18 protein-coding genes are annotated in these 18,351 nt (G+C 69.9%); 6 read left to right on the forward strand and 12 right to left on the reverse strand.

All coding sequences use genetic code 11. From position 1 onward, the window contains the following. Positions 1-43 precede the first annotated feature (43 nt). A complete protein-coding gene (locus tag ACKTSN_RS17870; RefSeq protein WP_409470039.1) occupies positions 44-706 on the forward strand; it encodes a VanZ family protein in 663 nt (220 codons plus the stop codon). A gap of 337 nt (positions 707-1,043) precedes the next feature. Beyond that, positions 1,044-1,244, forward strand: coding sequence for a PspC domain-containing protein (locus ACKTSN_RS17875; RefSeq protein WP_409470040.1), 201 nt, complete (start codon positions 1,044-1,046; stop codon positions 1,242-1,244). Positions 1,245-1,321: 77 nt separating this feature from the next. On the opposite strand, the gene ACKTSN_RS17880 is transcribed toward ACKTSN_RS17875, so the two are convergent. Further along, complete coding sequence (locus ACKTSN_RS17880) at positions 1,322-1,675, reverse strand: ATP-binding protein (protein ID WP_409470041.1); 354 nt, start codon at positions 1,673-1,675, stop codon at positions 1,322-1,324. Between the two features lie 157 nt (positions 1,676-1,832). Continuing rightward, positions 1,833-2,987 (reverse strand): adenosine deaminase, encoded by a 1,155-nt coding sequence (locus tag ACKTSN_RS17885; protein WP_409470042.1) that lies wholly within the window; start codon positions 2,985-2,987, stop codon positions 1,833-1,835. 113 nt (positions 2,988-3,100) lie between these two features. On the opposite strand from ACKTSN_RS17885, the gene ACKTSN_RS17890 reads away from it, so the two are divergent. Further along, positions 3,101-3,862, forward strand: coding sequence for an alpha/beta hydrolase (locus ACKTSN_RS17890; RefSeq protein ID WP_409470043.1), 762 nt, complete (start codon positions 3,101-3,103; stop codon positions 3,860-3,862). Positions 3,863-3,901: 39 nt separating this feature from the next. Here ACKTSN_RS17890 and ACKTSN_RS17895 read toward each other — a convergent pair whose 3' ends face one another. Then, complete coding sequence (locus ACKTSN_RS17895; protein WP_409470044.1) at positions 3,902-4,855, reverse strand: LysR family transcriptional regulator; 954 nt, start codon at positions 4,853-4,855, stop codon at positions 3,902-3,904. A 63-nt stretch (positions 4,856-4,918) separates the two neighbouring features. Between ACKTSN_RS17895 and ACKTSN_RS17900 the strand changes: the two genes are divergently transcribed. Beyond that, a complete protein-coding gene (locus ACKTSN_RS17900; protein WP_409470045.1) occupies positions 4,919-6,211 on the forward strand; it encodes an MFS transporter in 1,293 nt (430 codons plus the stop codon). 409 nt (positions 6,212-6,620) lie between these two features. Further along, positions 6,621-7,637 (forward strand): sigma-70 family RNA polymerase sigma factor, encoded by a 1,017-nt coding sequence (locus ACKTSN_RS17905; protein WP_224737228.1) that lies wholly within the window; start codon positions 6,621-6,623, stop codon positions 7,635-7,637. Here ACKTSN_RS17905 and ACKTSN_RS17910 read toward each other — a convergent pair. After that, the gene (locus ACKTSN_RS17910; RefSeq protein ID WP_409470046.1) at positions 7,521-7,907 is read right to left on the reverse strand and encodes an STAS domain-containing protein; all 387 of its coding nucleotides are present in this window, start codon (positions 7,905-7,907) and stop codon (positions 7,521-7,523) included. The two genes, ACKTSN_RS17905 and ACKTSN_RS17910, sit on opposite strands and share 117 nt — an antisense overlap. A gap of 145 nt (positions 7,908-8,052) precedes the next feature. Here ACKTSN_RS17910 and ACKTSN_RS17915 point away from each other — a divergent pair, with 145 nt between their 5' ends. After that, positions 8,053-8,973: an AEC family transporter gene (locus tag ACKTSN_RS17915; protein WP_409470047.1), complete on the forward strand. Its 921-nt coding sequence runs from the start codon at positions 8,053-8,055 to the stop codon at positions 8,971-8,973. 3 nt (positions 8,974-8,976) lie between these two features. Here ACKTSN_RS17915 and ACKTSN_RS17920 read toward each other — a convergent pair whose 3' ends face one another. From ACKTSN_RS17920 to ACKTSN_RS17955, 8 genes are all read right to left on the reverse strand, one after another. Then, entirely contained in the window at positions 8,977-9,561 is a 585-nt protein-coding gene (locus tag ACKTSN_RS17920; RefSeq protein WP_224737231.1) for a Uma2 family endonuclease, read from the reverse strand. 95 nt (positions 9,562-9,656) lie between these two features. Next, positions 9,657-10,940 carry a thymidine phosphorylase gene (locus ACKTSN_RS17925; RefSeq protein ID WP_409470048.1) on the reverse strand — a complete coding sequence of 428 codons (1,284 nt, stop codon included), beginning with the start codon at positions 10,938-10,940 and terminating at the stop codon, positions 9,657-9,659. Positions 10,941-11,011: 71 nt separating this feature from the next. Then, positions 11,012-11,407, reverse strand: coding sequence for a cytidine deaminase (locus tag ACKTSN_RS17930; RefSeq protein WP_385263623.1), 396 nt, complete (start codon positions 11,405-11,407; stop codon positions 11,012-11,014). After that, positions 11,404-12,669 (reverse strand): ABC transporter permease, encoded by a 1,266-nt coding sequence (locus ACKTSN_RS17935; protein WP_409470049.1) that lies wholly within the window; start codon positions 12,667-12,669, stop codon positions 11,404-11,406. The genes ACKTSN_RS17930 and ACKTSN_RS17935 overlap by 4 nt, the downstream gene beginning before the upstream one ends. Beyond that, positions 12,666-13,787 carry an ABC transporter permease gene (locus tag ACKTSN_RS17940; protein ID WP_409470050.1) on the reverse strand — a complete coding sequence of 374 codons (1,122 nt, stop codon included), beginning with the start codon at positions 13,785-13,787 and terminating at the stop codon, positions 12,666-12,668. The genes ACKTSN_RS17935 and ACKTSN_RS17940 overlap by 4 nt, the downstream gene beginning before the upstream one ends. Beyond that, positions 13,787-15,382 carry an ABC transporter ATP-binding protein gene (locus ACKTSN_RS17945; RefSeq protein WP_409474856.1) on the reverse strand — a complete coding sequence of 532 codons (1,596 nt, stop codon included), beginning with the start codon at positions 15,380-15,382 and terminating at the stop codon, positions 13,787-13,789. The genes ACKTSN_RS17940 and ACKTSN_RS17945 overlap by 1 nt, the downstream gene beginning before the upstream one ends. A gap of 347 nt (positions 15,383-15,729) precedes the next feature. After that, on the reverse strand, positions 15,730-16,782 hold the full coding sequence (locus ACKTSN_RS17950; RefSeq protein ID WP_409470051.1) for a BMP family lipoprotein: 1,053 nt from the start codon (positions 16,780-16,782) through the stop codon (positions 15,730-15,732). A 434-nt stretch (positions 16,783-17,216) separates the two neighbouring features. Next, positions 17,217-18,260, reverse strand: coding sequence for a BMP family lipoprotein (locus tag ACKTSN_RS17955; RefSeq protein ID WP_409470052.1), 1,044 nt, complete (start codon positions 18,258-18,260; stop codon positions 17,217-17,219). Positions 18,261-18,351 lie beyond the last annotated feature (91 nt).

Here is an 18,351-nt window from a genome sequence, read left to right on the forward strand (position 1 = left end):
ACAACCCGGAACCGATGGTGCCGAAGGCCGCGTCTTGAGGGGCGTGCAGCGTCAAGGCTCCGTGGGCGGCAGCGCCGCGATCCGCATGCGTGTGACAGGGGGTGTCCTCCTGGTCGCGCACCTCGCGTTCGTCGCCTGGTTCGCGCTGCGTCCGCTGGATGTGCCCTGGGTGATGCCCGCCAATCTGCGTCCGCTCGCCGGTATCCGGGCCGATCTGGCACTCGGCTGGCCCGAGGCGGCGCGGAGCATCGGCGCGGGGCTCGCGCTGCTGGCACCGCTGGGCGTCCTGCTTCCGCTGGCCGGCGGGCGGTTGGCCGTGTCGCCGCTGGGGTCGCTGGTCCGTACGGTGGCCGCCGGGGCGCTGATCTCGATGGGCATCGAACTGCTGCAGACCGGGGTGCCGGGGCAGGTCGTGGACGTCGACTCGTTGCTGCTGAACACCGTGGGTGTGGCCCTCGCCCACATCCTCGTCGTACCGGCCGGTCGCCACTGGCTGCGTCGCAGGCCGGAGTCCCCACGCCGGGCCTCCCGTAGGGGCCGGCCGGCGGGCCCGGCCGGAGTCGCGGGGGCCGGCACGCCCGCCCCCAGCGGCGCTGTCGTCGGTCGCCGACTCCACCGCGCTCGTTTTCGCTCCAGCGCCGGGGCGCCCATGGCGTCGCCATCCTCCTCCGGCTTACGGCTGAATGCTCCCCCGCGCTCCAACTAGTGCCGCGGCAGGCAACGTTTGCCCGTCAAGGAGCGGCGTCCGGTGCGTGCTCTCGGCGTGCCGGCCGGAAGTCCTCGTACTGGACGTACTTGGGCTTTCGGCCGGTGCGGCGAGAGGGCGTGCCGGGCGTCGCGACGGGGCGAACGTTGCCTGCCGCGGCACTAGCAGGGGCCGGCCCCTCCCTCGGGAGGAGTCGGCTCAGGGCCGGACCCCGACGATTCCCAGGGTCGGCATCGCCCCGGAGAGCGACGCTTTGCCCGCTTCGTCTGCGTAGCGTTGTAGGCAGATGAGGCAGCCACGAGGGCAGGCCTCGCACCGACGCTCACAAGGAGCCGCCATGTCCCGCCTTGCCCGCCCCACCAGCGGCCGGATGATCGGCGGAGTGTGCGCAGCGCTGGCACGGCGCTTCGGCACCTCCGCGACGACGATGCGCGTGATTTTCCTGCTGTCCTGCCTGCTGCCCGGCCCGCAGTTCCTGCTCTACATCGCGCTGTGGATCCTGCTGCCTTCGGAGAGCAAGACGCGGACGGCCTGGTAAAGGCCCCTCTCACGGGAAAGTCGATGGGGCGCACCCCCTGCCAGGGTGCGCCCCATCGGCACGTACGAGGCGGGTGCTCAGCCCAGCGGCAGGCCGTTCACCGGCGCGGCCTGCACGGGCACGCCCTTCGTAGGCAGTCCGCCGAGCAGCCCGCCGACCGGCGCGGTCGCGCCCCCGGGGAGCGTCTTCGTGGGGTTGGGCTTGGCGGCGTTCAGACCCTTGCCGAGAGCGGGCTGCCCCTTCGTCAGCGCCTTGCCGGCACCCGGCAGCGCCTGAGAGACGTTCTGCGCCGGCAGCGTGTGGGTGACGGTGCCCAGGGCCTGGGTCGCGTCGGGGACGGCCGGAGCGGCGTTGGCGGCGCCCGCACCGGCAGCGGCGAAGGCGGCACCGAGGGCGGCGACACCGAGGGACTTGGCAGCAGACTGCTTCATGGTGAATTGCGTCCTTGACTGACTGGAAATGGAATAACGGGATGGCGGTGTTCGGGGGCGGTCCATGAACGTAAACACGCGATGGCGGGCGCCGCAAACATCGAAATGCGGACGGGTTGTGAACACCCACCCACATTTCCCGTCCCAGATCAGCCCTCTAGGATGCAGAACTCCTGGTGGAGGCCGTCTGCTGGAACAGCCATTCGGACTTCAGCTCTGCATATCCGGGCTTGATCACGTCATTGATCATACCCAGTCGTTCATCGAAAGGAATGAATGCTGACTTCATAGCATTGACCGAGAACCACTGCAGGTCGTCGAGCGTGTAACCGAATGCATCGACAAGGTGCTCGAATTCCCGGCTCATGCTGGTGTGGGACATCAACCGGTTGTCGGTGTTCACGGTCGCGCGGAAGTGCAGGCGGCGCAGCAGGCCGATGGGGTGCTCGGCGTAGGAGTTGGCCGCGCCGGTCTGGAGGTTGGAGCTGGGGCACAGCTCCAACGGGATGCGCTTGTCGCGGACGTACGAGGCGAGTCGGCCGAGCTTGACGGAGCCGTCCTCGGCGACCTCGATGTCGTCGATGATCCGCACCCCGTGCCCGAGCCGGTCGGCACCGCACCACTGGAGGGCCTGCCAGATGGACGGCAGCCCGAAGGCCTCGCCGGCGTGAATGGTGAAGTGGTTGTTCTCGCGTTTGAGGTACTCGAAGGCGTCGAGGTGCCGGGTAGGCGGGTAGCCGGCCTCGGCGCCCGCGATGTCGAAGCCGACAACCCCCGAGTCCCGGTAGCGGTTGGCGAGTTCGGCGATCTCCAGGGCGCGGGCGGCGTGCCGCATGGCGGTGAGCAGGGCGCCGACGCGGCTGCGGTGGCCGCCCGCGCGGGCGATCCGTTCGCCCTCCCGGAAGCCCTCGTTGACGGCCTCGACGACCTCCTCGAGGGTGAGCCCGCCCTCCAGGTGCTGCTCGGGGGCGTACCGCACCTCGGCATAGACGACGCCGTCCTCGGCGAGGTCCTCGGCGCACTCGGCGGCGACCCGGACGAGGGCCTCACGGGTCTGCATGACGCCGACGGTGTGGGAGAAGGTCTCCAGGTACCGCTCCAGGGATCCGGAGTCGGCGGCCTCGCGGAACCAGAGGCCGAGCTTGTCGGGGTCGGACTCGGGGAGTCCCTGATAGCCCGTCTTCTGGGCGAGTTCGACGATGGTGCCGGGGCGCAGCCCGCCGTCGAGGTGGTCGTGCAGGAGAACCTTGGGCGCCCGGCGGATCTGGTCCGGGCTCGGGGTGTGCCTCATCCGGTCAGTCTGGCTCGTCATTTCCGCACTCTAACTCCTACGCGCGTAGATCGCCGGTTGTACGAAACCGTCGATACGTAACGGTGACCGTGCGGACGGGTGGTGTACACCGGCACTTCTGACACTGTTCTGTCATGGCACAGGAAGTGACGCCGGTCCGCACGCCCCGGCTGGGGCGGGCGCTCGGTCCGGAACCGACGGCGGTGAACGGGGTGGTGCTGCTGCTCCCCGGCGGCGACGAGGTCTCCGCCCGCCGGCCGTCCCCCCTGCTCGCGGCCGCGTCCGTACGGGGGCTGGGGCGCCGCCTGGTGCGCGCCGGCCATGACGAGGGCCTGGTCGCGCACGTCGTGCACTACCGCTACCGCGGCTGGAACGGCAACGAGGCCCATCTCGCCCGCGACGCCTCCTGGGCGGCCGACGAAGCGGTACGGCGCTACGGCGACGTCCCGGTCTGCCTGGCCGGCATCGACATGGGCGGGCGGGCCGCGCTGCACGCGGGTGGCCACGAGGCCGTCAACTCCGTGCTGGCGCTCGCCCCTTGGCTGCCGGAGGACGATGTCGCGGCGCCACCCGAACCGGTGAAACAGCTCGTCGGTCGGCAGGTGCTGATCGTGCACGGCACCAACGACGAGCGCACCGACCCCGAGCTGTCCTTCCGGTACGCGGCCCGCGCGAAGAAGGTGAACCGGGACGTCTGCCGCTTCGAAGTCCACTCCGACCGGCACGGGTTGCACCAGCACCGCGACGAAGTACTGGCCCTTGCCGAGGACTTCACCATGGGAGCGCTGTTCGGGCAGCCCCTCTCCCGTCCGGTCCAGGACGCGCTCGCCGCACCGCCGCCGCTGGGGCTGCGGATGCCGCTGGCCGCGGGGTTCGGCCGGTCGCTGCGGCGATAGGGCCTGTCCGCCTGCTTCGCCTGAGGGTGACAGGACGGCTCAGTCGGGCAGCAGATGCCCGCGTCGTGACAGCAGAAACTTCTTGAACGCCGCCACCGGGGGTGTGTCCGGGCGGCCGTCCAGCCAGGCGACGCCGATCTCGCGCGCCGCGCGCGGCGCGGTGACCGTCAGCTCGACGACGCCTGGACGCGGCACCGCCGGCGGCGGCAGCAGCGCGACCCCGAGACCGGCGGCGACGAGCCCCCTCAGCGTCTCCGCCTCCTCGCCCTCGAAGGCGATCCGCGGCTTGAAACCGGCCTCCTGGCACAGGTCGTCGGTGATCCGGCGCATGCCGTAGCCGGGTTCCAGAGTCACGAACATCTCCTCGGCGGCCTCGGCGAGCCGGATCCGCCGACGGCCGGCCAGACGGTGGTCGGCCGGGACGACGAGGCGCAGCTTCTGTTCGTCGAGGCGGCGGGCGACCAGGTCGGGGGCGTCCGGGACGGGCGAGGTCAGACACAGGTCCAGCTCCCCCGCGCGCAGCCGCTCCAGCATCGCCTCGCCGTAGTTCTGGACGAGGCTGAACCGGACCCCCGGATGGTCGGCCCGGAAGGCGTGCAGCAGGCCGGGCACGGTCTCGGCGCCCATGGTGTGCAGGAACCCGAAGGCGACCTTCCCGGTGGCCGGGTCGGCGTCGGCGCGCACCTCCTCTGCGGCCCGCTCGATCTCGGCGAGGGCGCGTTCGACGGAGGCGAGGAAGGTCCGGCCGGCGGTCGTCAGCGACACGGTCCGGCCGCGCCGGGCGAACAGGTCGACGCCCAGGTCCTGTTCGAGGCGCACCATGGCGCGCGAGAGGGTCGACTGAGGGACGTTCATCTCCTGCGCGGCCCGGGTGACGTGCTCGGTGCGGGCGACTCCGGCGAAGTGAGCCAGGCGCGGCGCGAGCAGCGCGACGATGTCTTCTGTGTCACTGCTTGGTGACAGTCGCGCCTGTGACCTCTGCTGATGCTCCATGGGAACGATTATGGCAATTCCATGCATTGGACGGATGAATGGTCGGGTCCTTAGGTTCGAGGCATGAACCCCGCCGATACCGGGGCGTCCACGATCGTGGGCGCCGCTGCCGCTGTTCCTGCCGTCTCTGCTGCCGATTCCCGTATGGCCCCCGGCGGGCCCGGCTACCGCCGGATGAGCCTCGCCCTCTTCCTCGCGGGCGTCGCGACCTTCGCGCTCCTCTACTCCACGCAGGCTCTGCTCCCCCTGATGTCGGAGGACTTCGGCGTGACGGCGAGCGCGGCCAGCTGGACGGTGGCAGCCTCGACCGGCGCTCTGGCGCTGTTCGTCCTCCCGATGAGCGCCCTGTCGGAGCGCTTCGGGCGGCGTACGGTCATGACCGCGTCGCTGGCGGTCGCGGTGACGGTCGCCCTGCTGGTCCCCTTCGCTCCCTCGATGGGCGCGCTGGTGACACTGCGGGCGGTGCAGGGCGCGGCGCTGGCCGGGCTGCCGGCGTCGGCGACCGCGTATCTCGCGGAGGAGGTCCGGCCCAGGGCGCTGGTCACCGCGATCGGCCTGTTCGTCGCGGGCAACAGCGTCGGCGGGATGAGCGGCCGGGTCATCACCGGCTGGGTGGCGCAGGAGTGGGGCTGGCGGGTCGCGCTCGGCGCCCTCGGAGTGGTCGCCGTGGCCTGCGCGATCGCCTTCCGCCTCCTGCTCCCGGCTCCGAAGCACTTCACGCCGGGCTCGCTGCGCCCGCGCGTCCTGGCCGGCACGGTCCGCGCCCACCTCGCCGACCCGCTGCTGCGCCGCCTGTACGCGATCGGCGCCCTGTTCATGACGGTGTTCGGCGGCGTCTACACGGTGATCGGCTACCGCCTGACCGAGGACCCGTTCTCGCTCCCCCAGGGCATCGTCGGCTCGATCTTCCTGGTCTACCTGGTCGGTACGGTGTCGGCGTCGACGGCGGGCCGGCTGGTCGGCCGCCTCGGCCGCCGGGGCGCGCTCTATCTGGCGGGCGGCACCACGGCGACGGGTCTGCTGCTGTCCCTGGCGGGATCGCTGCCGCTTGTCCTGCTGGGTCTGGTCCTGATCACCGGCGGCTTCTTCGCGGGGCACGCGGCGGCGTCCTCGGCGGTCAGCAAGACGGCGACACATGGCCGCGCCCAGGCCTCGGCGCTGTACCAGTCCGCCTACTACATCGGCTCCAGCGCGGGCAGCACGGTGGGGGCCATGGCCTTCCACGCGGGCGGCTGGGCCGGGACCGTTGGGGTCGGGCTGCTGGCGGTGCTGGGTGTAGTGGGCATCACGGTGCTGGGGTCCAGGGCGGCACGGGCTCATAGTCACACGGCGAGGTTGTCAAACTCCGTTCGGTGACGATAAGTTGATGCCCCCACGTGGGAGTCGCTTGAAGGCACAGATCCGGCTTCGCCGGTGGACCCGGTTGCATGGCGGCGTCAGACCACGTAGGCGCGGGGCGCAGTCAATCGCCCCTACTGCCCATCGGGGCAGTTGGACGCAAGCGTGGCGTCACACCCAGTGGCGAGCGCTGTGCAAGCCGTACGGCGCTCGGTCGCGGCAGTTGACTGGCCTGCTGTAGCAAGAGGCCCCGAAGACGCTCGGTCGGCGGCGGAAGAACTGCCGCCGCTGAGCGCTTGCGGACCGCACGCCCCTGACCTGGCCCTTTCCCCAGACGGCGAGCCGTTGTCGGTGGCCTGCTGTAGCTTCCGAAGTGCTGGGCGCAAAGGCGCGCACGGACAGGAACGGCCACAGGGGTGGGTGGACCATGAGCAACGGCACGGCGACGACAACGGACCTCGACGCCACACTGGAAAAGCACCGAGTCGAGCTGACCGGCTACTGCTACCGCATGCTCGGCTCCTCCTTCGAGGCCGAGGACGCGGTGCAGGACACCCTGGTCCGTGCCTGGCGCAGCTTCGACAAGTTCGAGGGGCGCTCCAGCATCCGCTCCTGGCTCTACCGGATCGCGACGAACGTCTGCCTGGACATGCTGAACGCGGGCAACAAGCGGGCCAGGCCGATGGATCTCTCCGAGTCGACGCCGCTCGCCCAGGCGGCTCTGTCCCCCCGCCCCGACCACACCTGGCTGGAGCCGATGCCGGACGCCCGCGTGCTGCCCACGACCGCCGACCCGGCCGAGGCGGCCGTCGCCAAGGAGTCGGTGCGCCTCGCCTTCATGGCTGCCCTGCAGCAGCTGCCGCCCAAGCAGCGGGCGGTGCTGATCCTGCGCGAGGTGCTGGCCTGGAAGGCGAGCGAGGTCGCCGAGCTCCTCGGCACGTCGGTCGCGTCGGTCAACAGCGCCCTGCAGCGGGCCCGCGCGACCCTCGCGGAGCGGGAGGACAAGGGCGCCGAGGCGGCGGTCTCCGACCCCTTGGACGAGGAGCAACAGAAGCTCCTGGAGCGGTATGTCGCGGCCTTCGAGGGCTACGACATGACGGCACTCACGGCCCTCCTCCACGAGGACGCCATCATGACGATGCCGCCGTTCGACCTGTGGCTGCGCGGCCCGGCGGACATCACCGGCTTCATGACCACCCTCGGCGCCGCCTGCGCCCACTCACGCCTGCGGCCCGTCCAGGTCAACGGCCTGCCGGGCTTCGCCCACTACAAGCCGGATCCGGAGTCGGGCGGCTTCGTCCCGTGGGCGGTGCAGGTGCTGGAGATCTCAGACGGCCGGATCACCGGGTTCCACTGCTTCCTCGACACCAAGCGCTGGTTCCCGCTGTTCGGGCTGCCCCTCCATCTCGAAGCGGAGGCCGACCAGGTCGAGGAGGGCGTGTAGGGCCGGATCGGGATCCCGCAGCCGGATCCGGCCCCCGGCCCGCTTGGCCGCCAGCTCCAGCCGCGCCAGCAGATCCACGGCGGCCAGGCCCGGCGGCCCGAGCCCTCCGACATCACACACCACGACCGAGGCCCCACTGGCCTCCAACAATCCCCGCACGTCATCGCACAGCCCTGTCACCTCCTCTCGGGTGACGGGGCCTGCCAGCACGATTTCGGCGGGGGTCATGGCGTCCACGAGCGGTAGACCGCCGGGGCGGCCGTAACTCATCGCGGGCAGCGGTACAGCGTGCCGCTCGCGGCGCCGCGAGGATCACATTGACCTGGGCGAGGGCTCCCCCGGAGGGTGGCTGTATGCCCCACGGATCACCCCCGCCCGCGATACCCGGTCTGCGCCTCCTCCCCAAGGAGGCGCCGTGCAGGGAGTGTTGAGCGGCTTCGCGGTGATCGCCGTGGTCATCGGCGTCGGCTACGCGATCGGCCGCCGGGGCCATCTCGGCGACCAGGGCCGCGAGGTCCTCACCAAGCTCGCCTTCCACGTGGCGTCACCGGCCCTACTCTTCACCACCCTCGCAGGGGCCGACCTCTCGGTGATCTTCTCCAGTCGGCTTCTGGTCACCGCCCTGAGCACCGCAGCGGCGGCGGGCGTGTTCGTGGCGGTCGGTGTCGTACGCCGCTGGGGTGTGGGCCGGACGACGATCGGCGCGCTGTGCTCCAGCTACGTCAACTCCGGCAACCTCGGCATCCCGATCGCGGTGTACGTGCTGGGAGACGCCTCGCTGGTGGCGCCGGTGCTGCTGTTCCAGCTCGTCGGGGTCACCCCGATCGCCCTGACGATCCTGGACCTGTCGACCAGCGGCGGGAAACACCCCCTGTGGCAACGTCTGCTCACCCCGTTCCGCAATCCGATCGCCCTCGGTTCGCTGGCCGGGGTGGCGGTATCGGCGGCGGGCCTGCACATCCCGGCCCCCGTCCTGGACCCGCTGACCCTGATCGGCGGCATGTCGGTCCCGGCGGTCCTCCTGGCCTTCGGCATCTCCCTGTGCGGCAGCACGATGCCGGGCCGGGGGCTGGACCGGCATCCGGTATTCCTCTCGGTCGCCCTCAAGTCGGTGGGCCAGCCCGCGGCGGCCTGGGCCCTGGCGGCGGGCGTCTTCGGCCTACGGGGCGCGCCCTTGCTGGACGTGGTGGTGACATCGGCGCTGCCGGCCGCGCAGAACCTGTACACGTACGCGTCGAGCTACCGGGTGGGCGAGCGCTTGGCGCGGGACTCGATCCTGCTGTCGACGGTGATCTCGGTGCCGGTGCTGGTGGTGGTGGCAGCGTTGCTGGGCTGACGGTCAGTCGACGGGGAACTCGCCGGTGTCGATCGTCACGTCGAACGGCTCTGGCAGCTTGATGGGGTCACCGAACTTGACTGCGCTCAGCACACGGTAGACATCGCCCTTCGGCTCTCCGAAGAGCGTGGCGGTGGGCCCTCCGGGGGCCCAGCGGTCGATCAGCAGATAGAGCGGAATCCCGGCGGTGGCGTAGGCGGCGGGCTTGCTGACGCGGTCGTGGTGGGCGTTGGACTTGGAGGTCACCTCGACGACGAGTTCGGCCAAGGCTGCCGGGATATGGGATTCCGCCTCCGCGCATTCCTGCACGGGAGCCACGAGCAGGTCAGGGATGAGCATGCCCAGACGGGACGGCACGGCAATGGCCAGTGTCTGGAAGATCTCCCAGTCCTCGGGGATCGCGGAGTAGAGGCGACGCTGAATGCGGGCCGCGATCACGTTGTGGCGGGATGCGGGAGCAGGTGACACGGTGATGATCCCCTCGATGATCTCCACCTTGCTGCCCTCGGGCCAGTCCATCTCCTCCCAGAACCGGACGAGGTCGTCCCAGTTCTGGTCGGGGTCCTGGCTCACGGTGAGTGCGCTCATGGCGGTCTCCTATCGGTGCGTCACCGATCCCAGCATGCCGAACGGGACCGGCGCCGGTCCACCGATCCCGTTCACCCGAAAGGGAAACCGCCTGGTCAGGCGATACGTTCCAGCACGACAGGCGACGCCGTGAAGTCCGTCCCCGGCGCCCCGATGTCGTAGGAGCCCTCGACCGCCTGCAGCGCGTACTCGAAGCGCTCCGGTGTGTCCGTGTGCAGGGTCAGCAGCGGCTGGCCCTCGGTCACCGTGTCGCCCGGCTTGGCGTGCATCTCGACGCCCGCGCCCGCCTGCACCGGGTCCTCCTTGCGCGCACGCCCCGCGCCCAGGCGCCAGGCGGCGACGCCGATGTCGTAGGCGTCGAGGCGGGTCAGGACGCCAGAGGCCCCCGCCTTCACCACGTGCTGCTCGCGGGCCACCGGCAGCTCCGCGTCCGGGTCGCCGCCCTGCGCCGCGATCATGCGCCGCCAGACGTCCATCGCCGAACCGTCGGCCAGCGCCTTCGCCGGGTCGGCGTCCTTCACCCCGGCGGCGTCCAGCATCTCGCGAGCCAGGGCGATGGTCAGCTCGACCACATCGGACGGGCCGCCGCCTGCCAGCACCTCCACCGACTCGCGAACCTCCAGGGCATTGCCCGCCGTGAGACCGAGAGGCGTCGACATGTCCGTCAGGAGCGCGACCGTCTTGACCCCATGGTCCGTGCCCAGGCCCACCATCGTGGACGCCAGCTCCCGCGCGTCCTCGATCGTCTTCATGAAGGCGCCCGTGCCCACCTTCACGTCCAGGACCAGCGAGCCCGTACCCTCCGCGATCTTCTTCGACATGATCGAGGAGGCGATCAGGGGGATCGCCTCGACGGTGCCCGTGACGTCGCGGAGCGCGTAGAGCTTCTTGTCCGCCGGGGCCAGTCCGTCGCCCGCGGCGCAGATCACGGCGCCGACGCCGTCCAGTACCGACAGCATCTCCTCGTTGGAGAGCAGCGCGCGCCAGCCGGGGATCGACTCCAGCTTGTCCAGCGTGCCGCCCGTGTGGCCGAGGCCCCGGCCCGACAGCTGAGGGACCGCCGCACCGCAGGCGGCGACCAGGGGCGCGAGCGGGAGGGTGATCTTGTCGCCCACCCCGCCCGTCGAGTGCTTGTCCGCCGTCGGGCGGGACAGGGACGAGAAGTCCATGCGCTCGCCGGAGGCGATCATCGCTGCGGTCCAGCGGGCGATCTCCCGCCGGTTCATGCCGTTGAGCAGGATGGCCATCGCGAGGGCCGACATCTGCTCGTCGGCGACCTCGCCGCGCGTGTACGCGTCGATGACCCAGTCGATCTGCTCGTCGCTGAGCTCACCGCGGTCCCGCTTGGTGCGGATGACGGAGATGACGTCCATGGCCATGGCTGGCTTTCCTTCCGGGGATTGCGAAGAGTACGGCCCCTGCAAGTCGAGTCCCAGGGGCCGTACAGGAGTTACGAGCTCAGGTGCCCCGGCCCGAAGGCCTGCGGCAGCATCTCCGACAGCGGCAGGATGCCCGCCGGTGTCTCCAGCAGCAGGTCGGGGCCGCCGAACTCGTACAGCAGCTGCCGGCAGCGGCCGCACGGGACGAGGATCTCGCCCCTGCCGTCCACGCAGGTGAAGTGCGTGAGGCGGCCGCCCCCGGTGCGCTGCAGTTCCGAGACCAGCCCGCACTCGGCGCACAGGCCGAGGCCGTACGAGGCGTTCTCGACGTTGCAGCCGGTGACCGTGCGGCCGTCGTCGACGAGGGCCGCGACGCCGACGGGGTACCCCGAGTAGGGGGCGTAGGCGTGGCTCATGGCCTCGCGCGCCACCTCCCGCAGGGCGTCCCAGTCGACCGCGGGCGTCACTTGCCTTGTCCCTTCCGGTACGGCAGACCGTCCGCCTTCGGCATCCGCAGCCGCTGCGCCGACAGGGCGAGGACGACCAGCGTGATGACGTACGGCGTGGCGGAGACGACCTGGTTGGGGACCTCGTTGGTGCCGGCGTACCAGGCGAACACCAGGGCGCCGACGACCAGCGTGATCACGGCCTGGACGTACTTCTTCCGGACCGCCAGCCAGATCGCGCCGATGATCAGCAGCAGCGCGCCGAGCAACAGCAGTGCGTGGACGTTCTCGGAGCCGCCGCGCAGGTTGAGGCTGTCGGTGTAGCCGAACAGGCCCGCGCCGATGGCGAGTCCGCCCGGCATCCAGTTGCCGAAGATCATCGCGGCGAGACCGATGTAACCACGGCCGCTGACCTGGCCCTCCAGGTAGAAGGGGTTGGCCACGATGGAGAGGAACACGCCACCCAGGCCCGCCAGGCCGCCGGAGATGATGACGGCCAGGTACTTGTACTTGTAGACGTTCACGCCGAGGGACTCGGCCGCGACGGGGTTCTCGCCGCAGGAGCGCAGCCGCAGGCCGAAGGCCGTACGCCACAGAATCCACCAGGTCGCCGGGACGAGCGCGACGGCGATCAGGGTCAGCCAGGAGACGTTGGTGACCAGGCCGCCCAGCAGGCCCGCGATGTCGGAGATCAGGAACCAGCCCTGGTTGTTGAGGTCCCTCAGGCCGTCGGACAGGCCCGGCACCGTGAAGTTGCCGAGGGACTCGACCGCCGGGGACTGCTTGGCGGAGCCGCCCGGGTGGCCCTCGAAGGCGAGGGGCGCGAGGTAGCGGGTGGCGCCGAGGGCGAGGATGTTGATCGCCACACCGGAGACGATGTGGTTGACGTTGAAGGTGACGGTCACGAAGGCGTGCAGCAGGCCGCCGATCGCACCGCCGATGATGCCGACCAGGACACCGGTCCAGGGGCCCCACTGGAATCCGGCCCAGGCACCGAACCAGGTGCCGAGGATCATCATGCCCTCGAGGCCGATGTTGACGACGCCCGCGCGCTCGGCCCAGAGGCCGCCGAGACCGGCGAGGCCGATCGGCACGGCGAGCTGGAGCGCGGTGGACATCTGGCTGACGTTGGTGATGCCGTCGGCGCCGGTGATGATGCGGACGATCGAGGTCAGCGCCAGGGCTCCGGCGATGACCAGGAGCAGCACCGGCCAGGACATCCGGCGGCCGGTCGGCGCCGCGGGCTGCAGCGTGGGCTGGTTGACGTCGGTCGCGGTGGTCATCGGCCAGCCACCTCCTTCGTGGTGTTGTGGGCGCCGAGGACGTGACCGGCGGCCAGTTCGGCGCCGACCCGGCGCTGCTGGCGGCGCAGACCCCATTCGCGTACGGCCTCGTAGGAGACGACGACCGACAGCACGATCAGGCCCTGCATGATGACCGCGATCTCCTTGTCGTAGCCGTGGAAGTCCAGCTCGGGCGAGGCCTTGTCGAGCCACGCCCACAGCAGGGCGGCGAAGGCGATACCGACGGGGCTGTTACGGCCGAGCAGGGCGATGCCGATGCCGAGGAAGCCGATGCCGGTGGGGAAGTTGAGGCTGTAGGTGTGGGTGTCGCCGAGCAGGATCGGCAGGCCCGCGAGTCCGGCGATGGCGCCGGAGATGAGCATCGCGGTGAGGACCATGCGCTTGGGGTCCACGCCGCTGGCCGCGGCGGCGGTCTCCGAGGCGCCGGAGGCGCGCAGGTCGAAGCCGAAGCGGGTGCGGTTGAGGACGACCCAGTAGCCGATGCCGAGGAGTACGGCGAGGACGACCAGACCGTAGATCTCGCCGGCGGCTCCCATGTCGATGCCGGGCACCCAGCCCGACTCGTGCATTTCGCCGGTGGTGTTGTTGTTGCCGACCTTGACGCCGAAGACGGTCGGCAGCCACAGGTAGCCGATGACGGAGGTCGCGATCGCGTTGAGCATGATGGTCGCGACGACCTCGCTGACGCCCCGGGTGACCTTGAGGACACCGGCGATGCCGGCCCAGAAGGCGCCGGTGCAGATGGCGGTCAGGAGCAGCAGCGGGATCTGGATCGCGGCCGGCAGGTTCATGTGGGCGCCGACGATCGCGGCCAGCATGGCGCCGAGCTGGTACTGGCCGTCGACGCCGATGTTGAACAGGTTCATCCGGAAGCCGATGGCGACCGCGAGCGCCGCGATGTAGTACATCGAGGCCTGGTTGATGATCAGGACCTGGATGTCGGAGAAACCGGCCTGCTCGAACATCACGGCGAACGGCTCGACCGGGTTCTTGCCCGACGCGATCAGCACGATCGCGCTCAGCACGAAGGCCACGGCGAGCGCGATGACCGGTCCGGCCACGGCGAGGAGCACACGCTCCTTGTCGAACTTCTTCATCAGCGGGCCTCGTCTTTGCCGGACTCGGGGGTCTCTTCGTGTTCGAGGTGTCCGGTCGCGGCACCGGTCATGGCCGAACCGAGCTCCTCGGGAGTGATCGTGGCCGGGTCGGCGTCGGCGACCAGCTTGCCGTTGTAGATCACCCGGAGCATGTCGGACAGTCCGATCAGCTCGTCCAGGTCGGCGGAGATCAACAGCACGGCCAGGCCCTCGCGGCGGGCCTCACGGATGTGGTCCCAGATCGCGGCCTGCGCGCCGACGTCCACGCCGCGGGTCGGGTGCGCGGCGATCAGGAAGCGCGGCTTGTGGCTCATCTCGCGGCCGACGATCAGCTTCTGCTGGTTGCCGCCGGACAGGGAGGCGGCGGTGACGTCGATGCCGGGGGTGCGGACGTCGTACGCCTCGACGATGCGGCGCGTGTCCGCCTGCGCGGCCTTCGGGTCGAGCCATACGCCCTTGGCGTTGGGCTTCTCGGTGACGTGGCCGAGTATGCGGTTCTCCCAGAGGGGGGCCTCCAGGAGCAGGCCGTGGCGGTGCCGGTCCTCGGGGATGTAGCCGACGCCCTGCTCGCGGCGCTTGCGGGTGGCCCAGCCGGTGATCTCCTCGTCGGCGAGCCGGATCGTGCCGGAGTCGGCATGGCGCAGGCCGATCAGCGCGTCGACCAGCTCGGTCTGGCCGTTGCCCTCGACGCCGGCGATGCCCAGGACCTCGCCTGCGTGGATGGTGAAGCTGATGTCGTCCAGGAGGGCCTTGCCGCCGGCCGCCTCCAGGCGCAGTTTCTCCACGGTGATGACGGGGCGGTCGGTGACCGTGGACTCGGCGGTCTCCGGCGTGGGCAGCTCGCTGCCGACCATCATCTCGGCGAGCTGGCGCGGGGTGGTCTCGGCGGGGACGGCCGTACCGACGGTCGTACCGCGCCGGATGACGGTGATCTCGTCCGCGACGGACAGCACCTCGCCCAGCTTGTGGGAGATGAAGATGACCGACAGGCCCTCCGCCTTGAGCTCGCGCAGGTTGTCGAAGAGCGCGTCCACCTCCTGCGGCACCAGGACGGCCGTCGGCTCGTCCAGGATCAGCGTGGTGGCACCCCGATACAGGACCTTGAGGATCTCCACACGCTGGCGGGCGGCAACGCCGAGCTCCTCGACCAGAACGTCGGGCCGCACCCCGAGGCCGTACCGCTCGGAGATCTCCTTGATCTTGCGGCGGGCCTTGGCGCCGATGCCGTACAGCTTCTCGCTGCCCAGCACCACGTTCTCGAGCACGGTGAGGTTGTCGGCCAGCATGAAGTGCTGGTGCACCATGCCGATGCCGCGGGCGATGGCGTCGGCGGGGCTGTGCAGGGTGACCTGCTCGCCGTCGATCGTGATCGTGCCCTCGTCCGGCTTCTGCATGCCGTAGAGGATCTTCATCAGCGTCGACTTGCCGGCGCCGTTCTCGCCGACGAGGGCATGGACGGTGCCCTTGCGGACGCTGAGGTGGATGTCGTGGTTGGCCACGACGCCGGGGAAACGCTTGGTGATCCCGGCGAGTTCGACGGCGGTCGCCTGACCGTTGACCGCCGCTCCTGCCGGAGGGCTGCTGGACGCGTTGATGGCGCACTCTCCTGGGGACGGGGGTCGTCTACGCGCGTAGCGCCCCTACGGCATACAAAGGGGTGACGCGCCGAGACAACGGGGTACAGGGAGACAGCCTCCCCGTACCCCGTTGAGCGGACGTAACCCCGCGGTTACTGACTGCTCGAAGTCCAAGGGGGCGTCTCATGGATCCTGCCGGCGTCGCGGGGTCTGGCACGCACATCTGCCGCGTTGTCGTCAGTCGCCGACGCTCCGCGTCGACTCCCTCCTCCGCCTTGCAGCTGCACGCACCAGACCCCGCTCAGCGCGTTAGCAGGCGCTGCCACTTGGAGCCGACCTGATCCATGAGACACCCCCTTGCCCTGTCAGCTGCTCTTGACCTTGATCTCGCCGCTGATGATCTTCTCCTTGGCCGTCTCGATGGCTTCCTGGAGCTCGGCGTCGTCCGCGAACTTCGGGTTGGAATCCGCGAGCCCGACCTCGCCGGTCTTCAGATCGCCCTTGACGATACCGGTCACGGGCTTGCCGTCCTCGACCGACTTCGCCAGGCCGAACACCGCCTTGGCGACGTCCTTCGTCGCCGAGGTCAGGATGTAGTCCTTGTACTTGGCGAGGGCTTCCTGCTTGTACTGGTCGGAGTCGACACCGATCGCCCACACCTTGTTGGCGGCGGCGGCCTCGATCACACCCTGACCGGACAGACCGGCCGCCGCGTACACGACGTCGGCCTTCTTCTCGATCTGCCCCTCGGCGGCGGTCTTGCCCTTGTCGGGGCTGGAGAAGCCGCCCTCCTCAGCCGTCTGCGTCAGGTACTGCGAGACGACCTTGACCTTGCCACCGCTGGTGTCCTCGACGCCCTGCTTGTAGCCGGCCTCGAACTTGTGGATCAGCGGAATGTCCACACCGCCGACGAAGCCCACGGTGTTGGTCTTGGTGGCCTTGGCGGCAGCGACACCGGCGAGATACGAGGCCTGCTCCTCGGAGAAGACCAGGTCCGCCACGTTGTCCGCCTGGACCTGGGCGTCGTCGACGATGCCGAAGGTGGTGTCGGGGTACTTCTCCGCGACCTCCTTGACGGCCGGCGCGTACGCGTAGCCGACACCGATCACCGGGTTGTAGCCCTGCCTCGCCAGCGACGCCAGACGCTGCGCCTTGTCGGCGTCCGTCTCCCCCTCGGTGGGCTCGATGTCGGCGGTCTTGTAGCCGAACTCCTTCTTCGCCTGCACCAGGCCCGCGTAAGCGGCGTCATTGAAGGACTGGTCGCCCTTGCCGCCGACGTCGTAGGCGATGGCGAGGCCCTTGTCGCCCTTCGAGTCGGAGGACGAGCTCTCGGTCGAGGTGCCGCCGCAGGCGGACAGAGCGAGGGCGAGGGATGCGGTCGCTGCGCCTGCGACCGCGATGCGGGAAACCCGGCGCATGTGTGGTGCTCCTGTCGTACAAGCGCCGGACGGTTCAGCTTCGGCGCTGGCTTCGCCGCAGATTAACGCGCGTAGACCTGCCTGAAAACCCCTTCTGTCCACCTTGTTATCCGCCCGTGGCCAATACCACCCGCACCCCAGGTCACCACCTTGCCGCCTGCAAACGGAAAGTGGCACTCGGTGATGCGCAGCCGCCCACGGCGGGAAGGGGACGTGCCGGGGGGTGTCCGCCCGCAGCGGCTGCCGTGAACGCCGGAACACCCCACCAAGAAACCCATCGGCAGACCGAGGACGGACACCCCCCGGCGCGGCCCCGACCCACCCACCGCCGGTAGGCGCGACACCAGCCCCCACACAGCGGCACAGGCCGCCGCAGGCATAACAGGAAGCGGGCAGACGCTCCGAACGCCCACCCGCTTCTCACCGATCCGAACCTATTCGGTCTTGACCTTGATGGAGCCGTCGATGATGCCTTCCTTGGCCTTGTTCACGGCATCCTGGAGACCGGCGATCTTCGCGAACTCCGGGTTGCTCTCGGACAGCCCGACGCCGTCCACCTTCAGGTCGAAGGTCTGGGTACCGGTCAGCGGCTTCTCGTCCTCGACGGACTTGGCCAGCGTGTACACCGCACCGCCGACGTCCTTGAGCGCGGAGGTGAGGATGTAGTTCTTGTACGCCGAGAGCGCTTCCTGCTGGTACTGGTCGGAGTCGACGCCGATCGCCCACACCTTGGCCTTGGCCGCGGCCTCGATGACACCCTGCCCGGACAGACCGGCCGCCTGGTAGACGACGTCGGCCTTCTTCTCGATCTGGCCCTCAGCGGCGGCTTTGCCCTTGTCGGGGCTGGAGAAGCCACCCTCCTCGGCGGTCTGCGTCAGGTACTGCGAGACGACCTTGACGTCCGGGTTGGTCTCCGCGACGCCCTGCTTGTAACCGGCCTCGAACTTGTGGATCAGCGGAATGTCCACACCGCCGACGAAGCCCACGGTGTTGGTCTTGGTGGCCTTGGCGGCAGCGACACCGGCAAGATAGGAGGCCTGCTCCTCGGCGAACACAAGGGAGGCCACGTTGTCGCCCTCGACGACCGAGTCGACGATGCCGAACGTGGTGTCCGGGTACTTCTCGGCCACGGCCTGCATGGCGGGCCCGTAGGCGAAGCCGACGCCGATGACAGGGTTGTAGCCCTGCCTGGCGAGGGAGGCCAGGCGCTGCTCCTTGTCGGCGTCGGTCTCGCCCTCGGTGGGCTCGATGTCGGCGGTCTTGTAGCCGAACTCCTTCGCGGCCTTCTGCAGACCGGCGTACGCGGCGTCGTTGAAGGACTGGTCGCCCTTGCCGCCGATGTCGTACGCGATGGCGAGGCCCAGGTTCTCCTTGGACTCGCCGCCGCTGTCACCACTGGTGCCACCGCAGGCCGTGGCGGCGAGTGCGAGCGACGCGACCCCCACCGCGACGCGGGTCAGTTTGGATATCCGACGCATCTGAAGTTCCCCATTCTCCAAAGCCCCGCAGTGGGTGCTCGGTTCGGCGCACATTAACGCGCGTAGACACTCCTGGGAACGGGCTTCTGCG

Origin of the sequence: Streptomyces flavusporus, from assembly GCF_046267975.1 — a bacterium.
Lineage (GTDB): Bacteria > Actinomycetota > Actinomycetes > Streptomycetales > Streptomycetaceae > Streptomyces > Streptomyces flavusporus.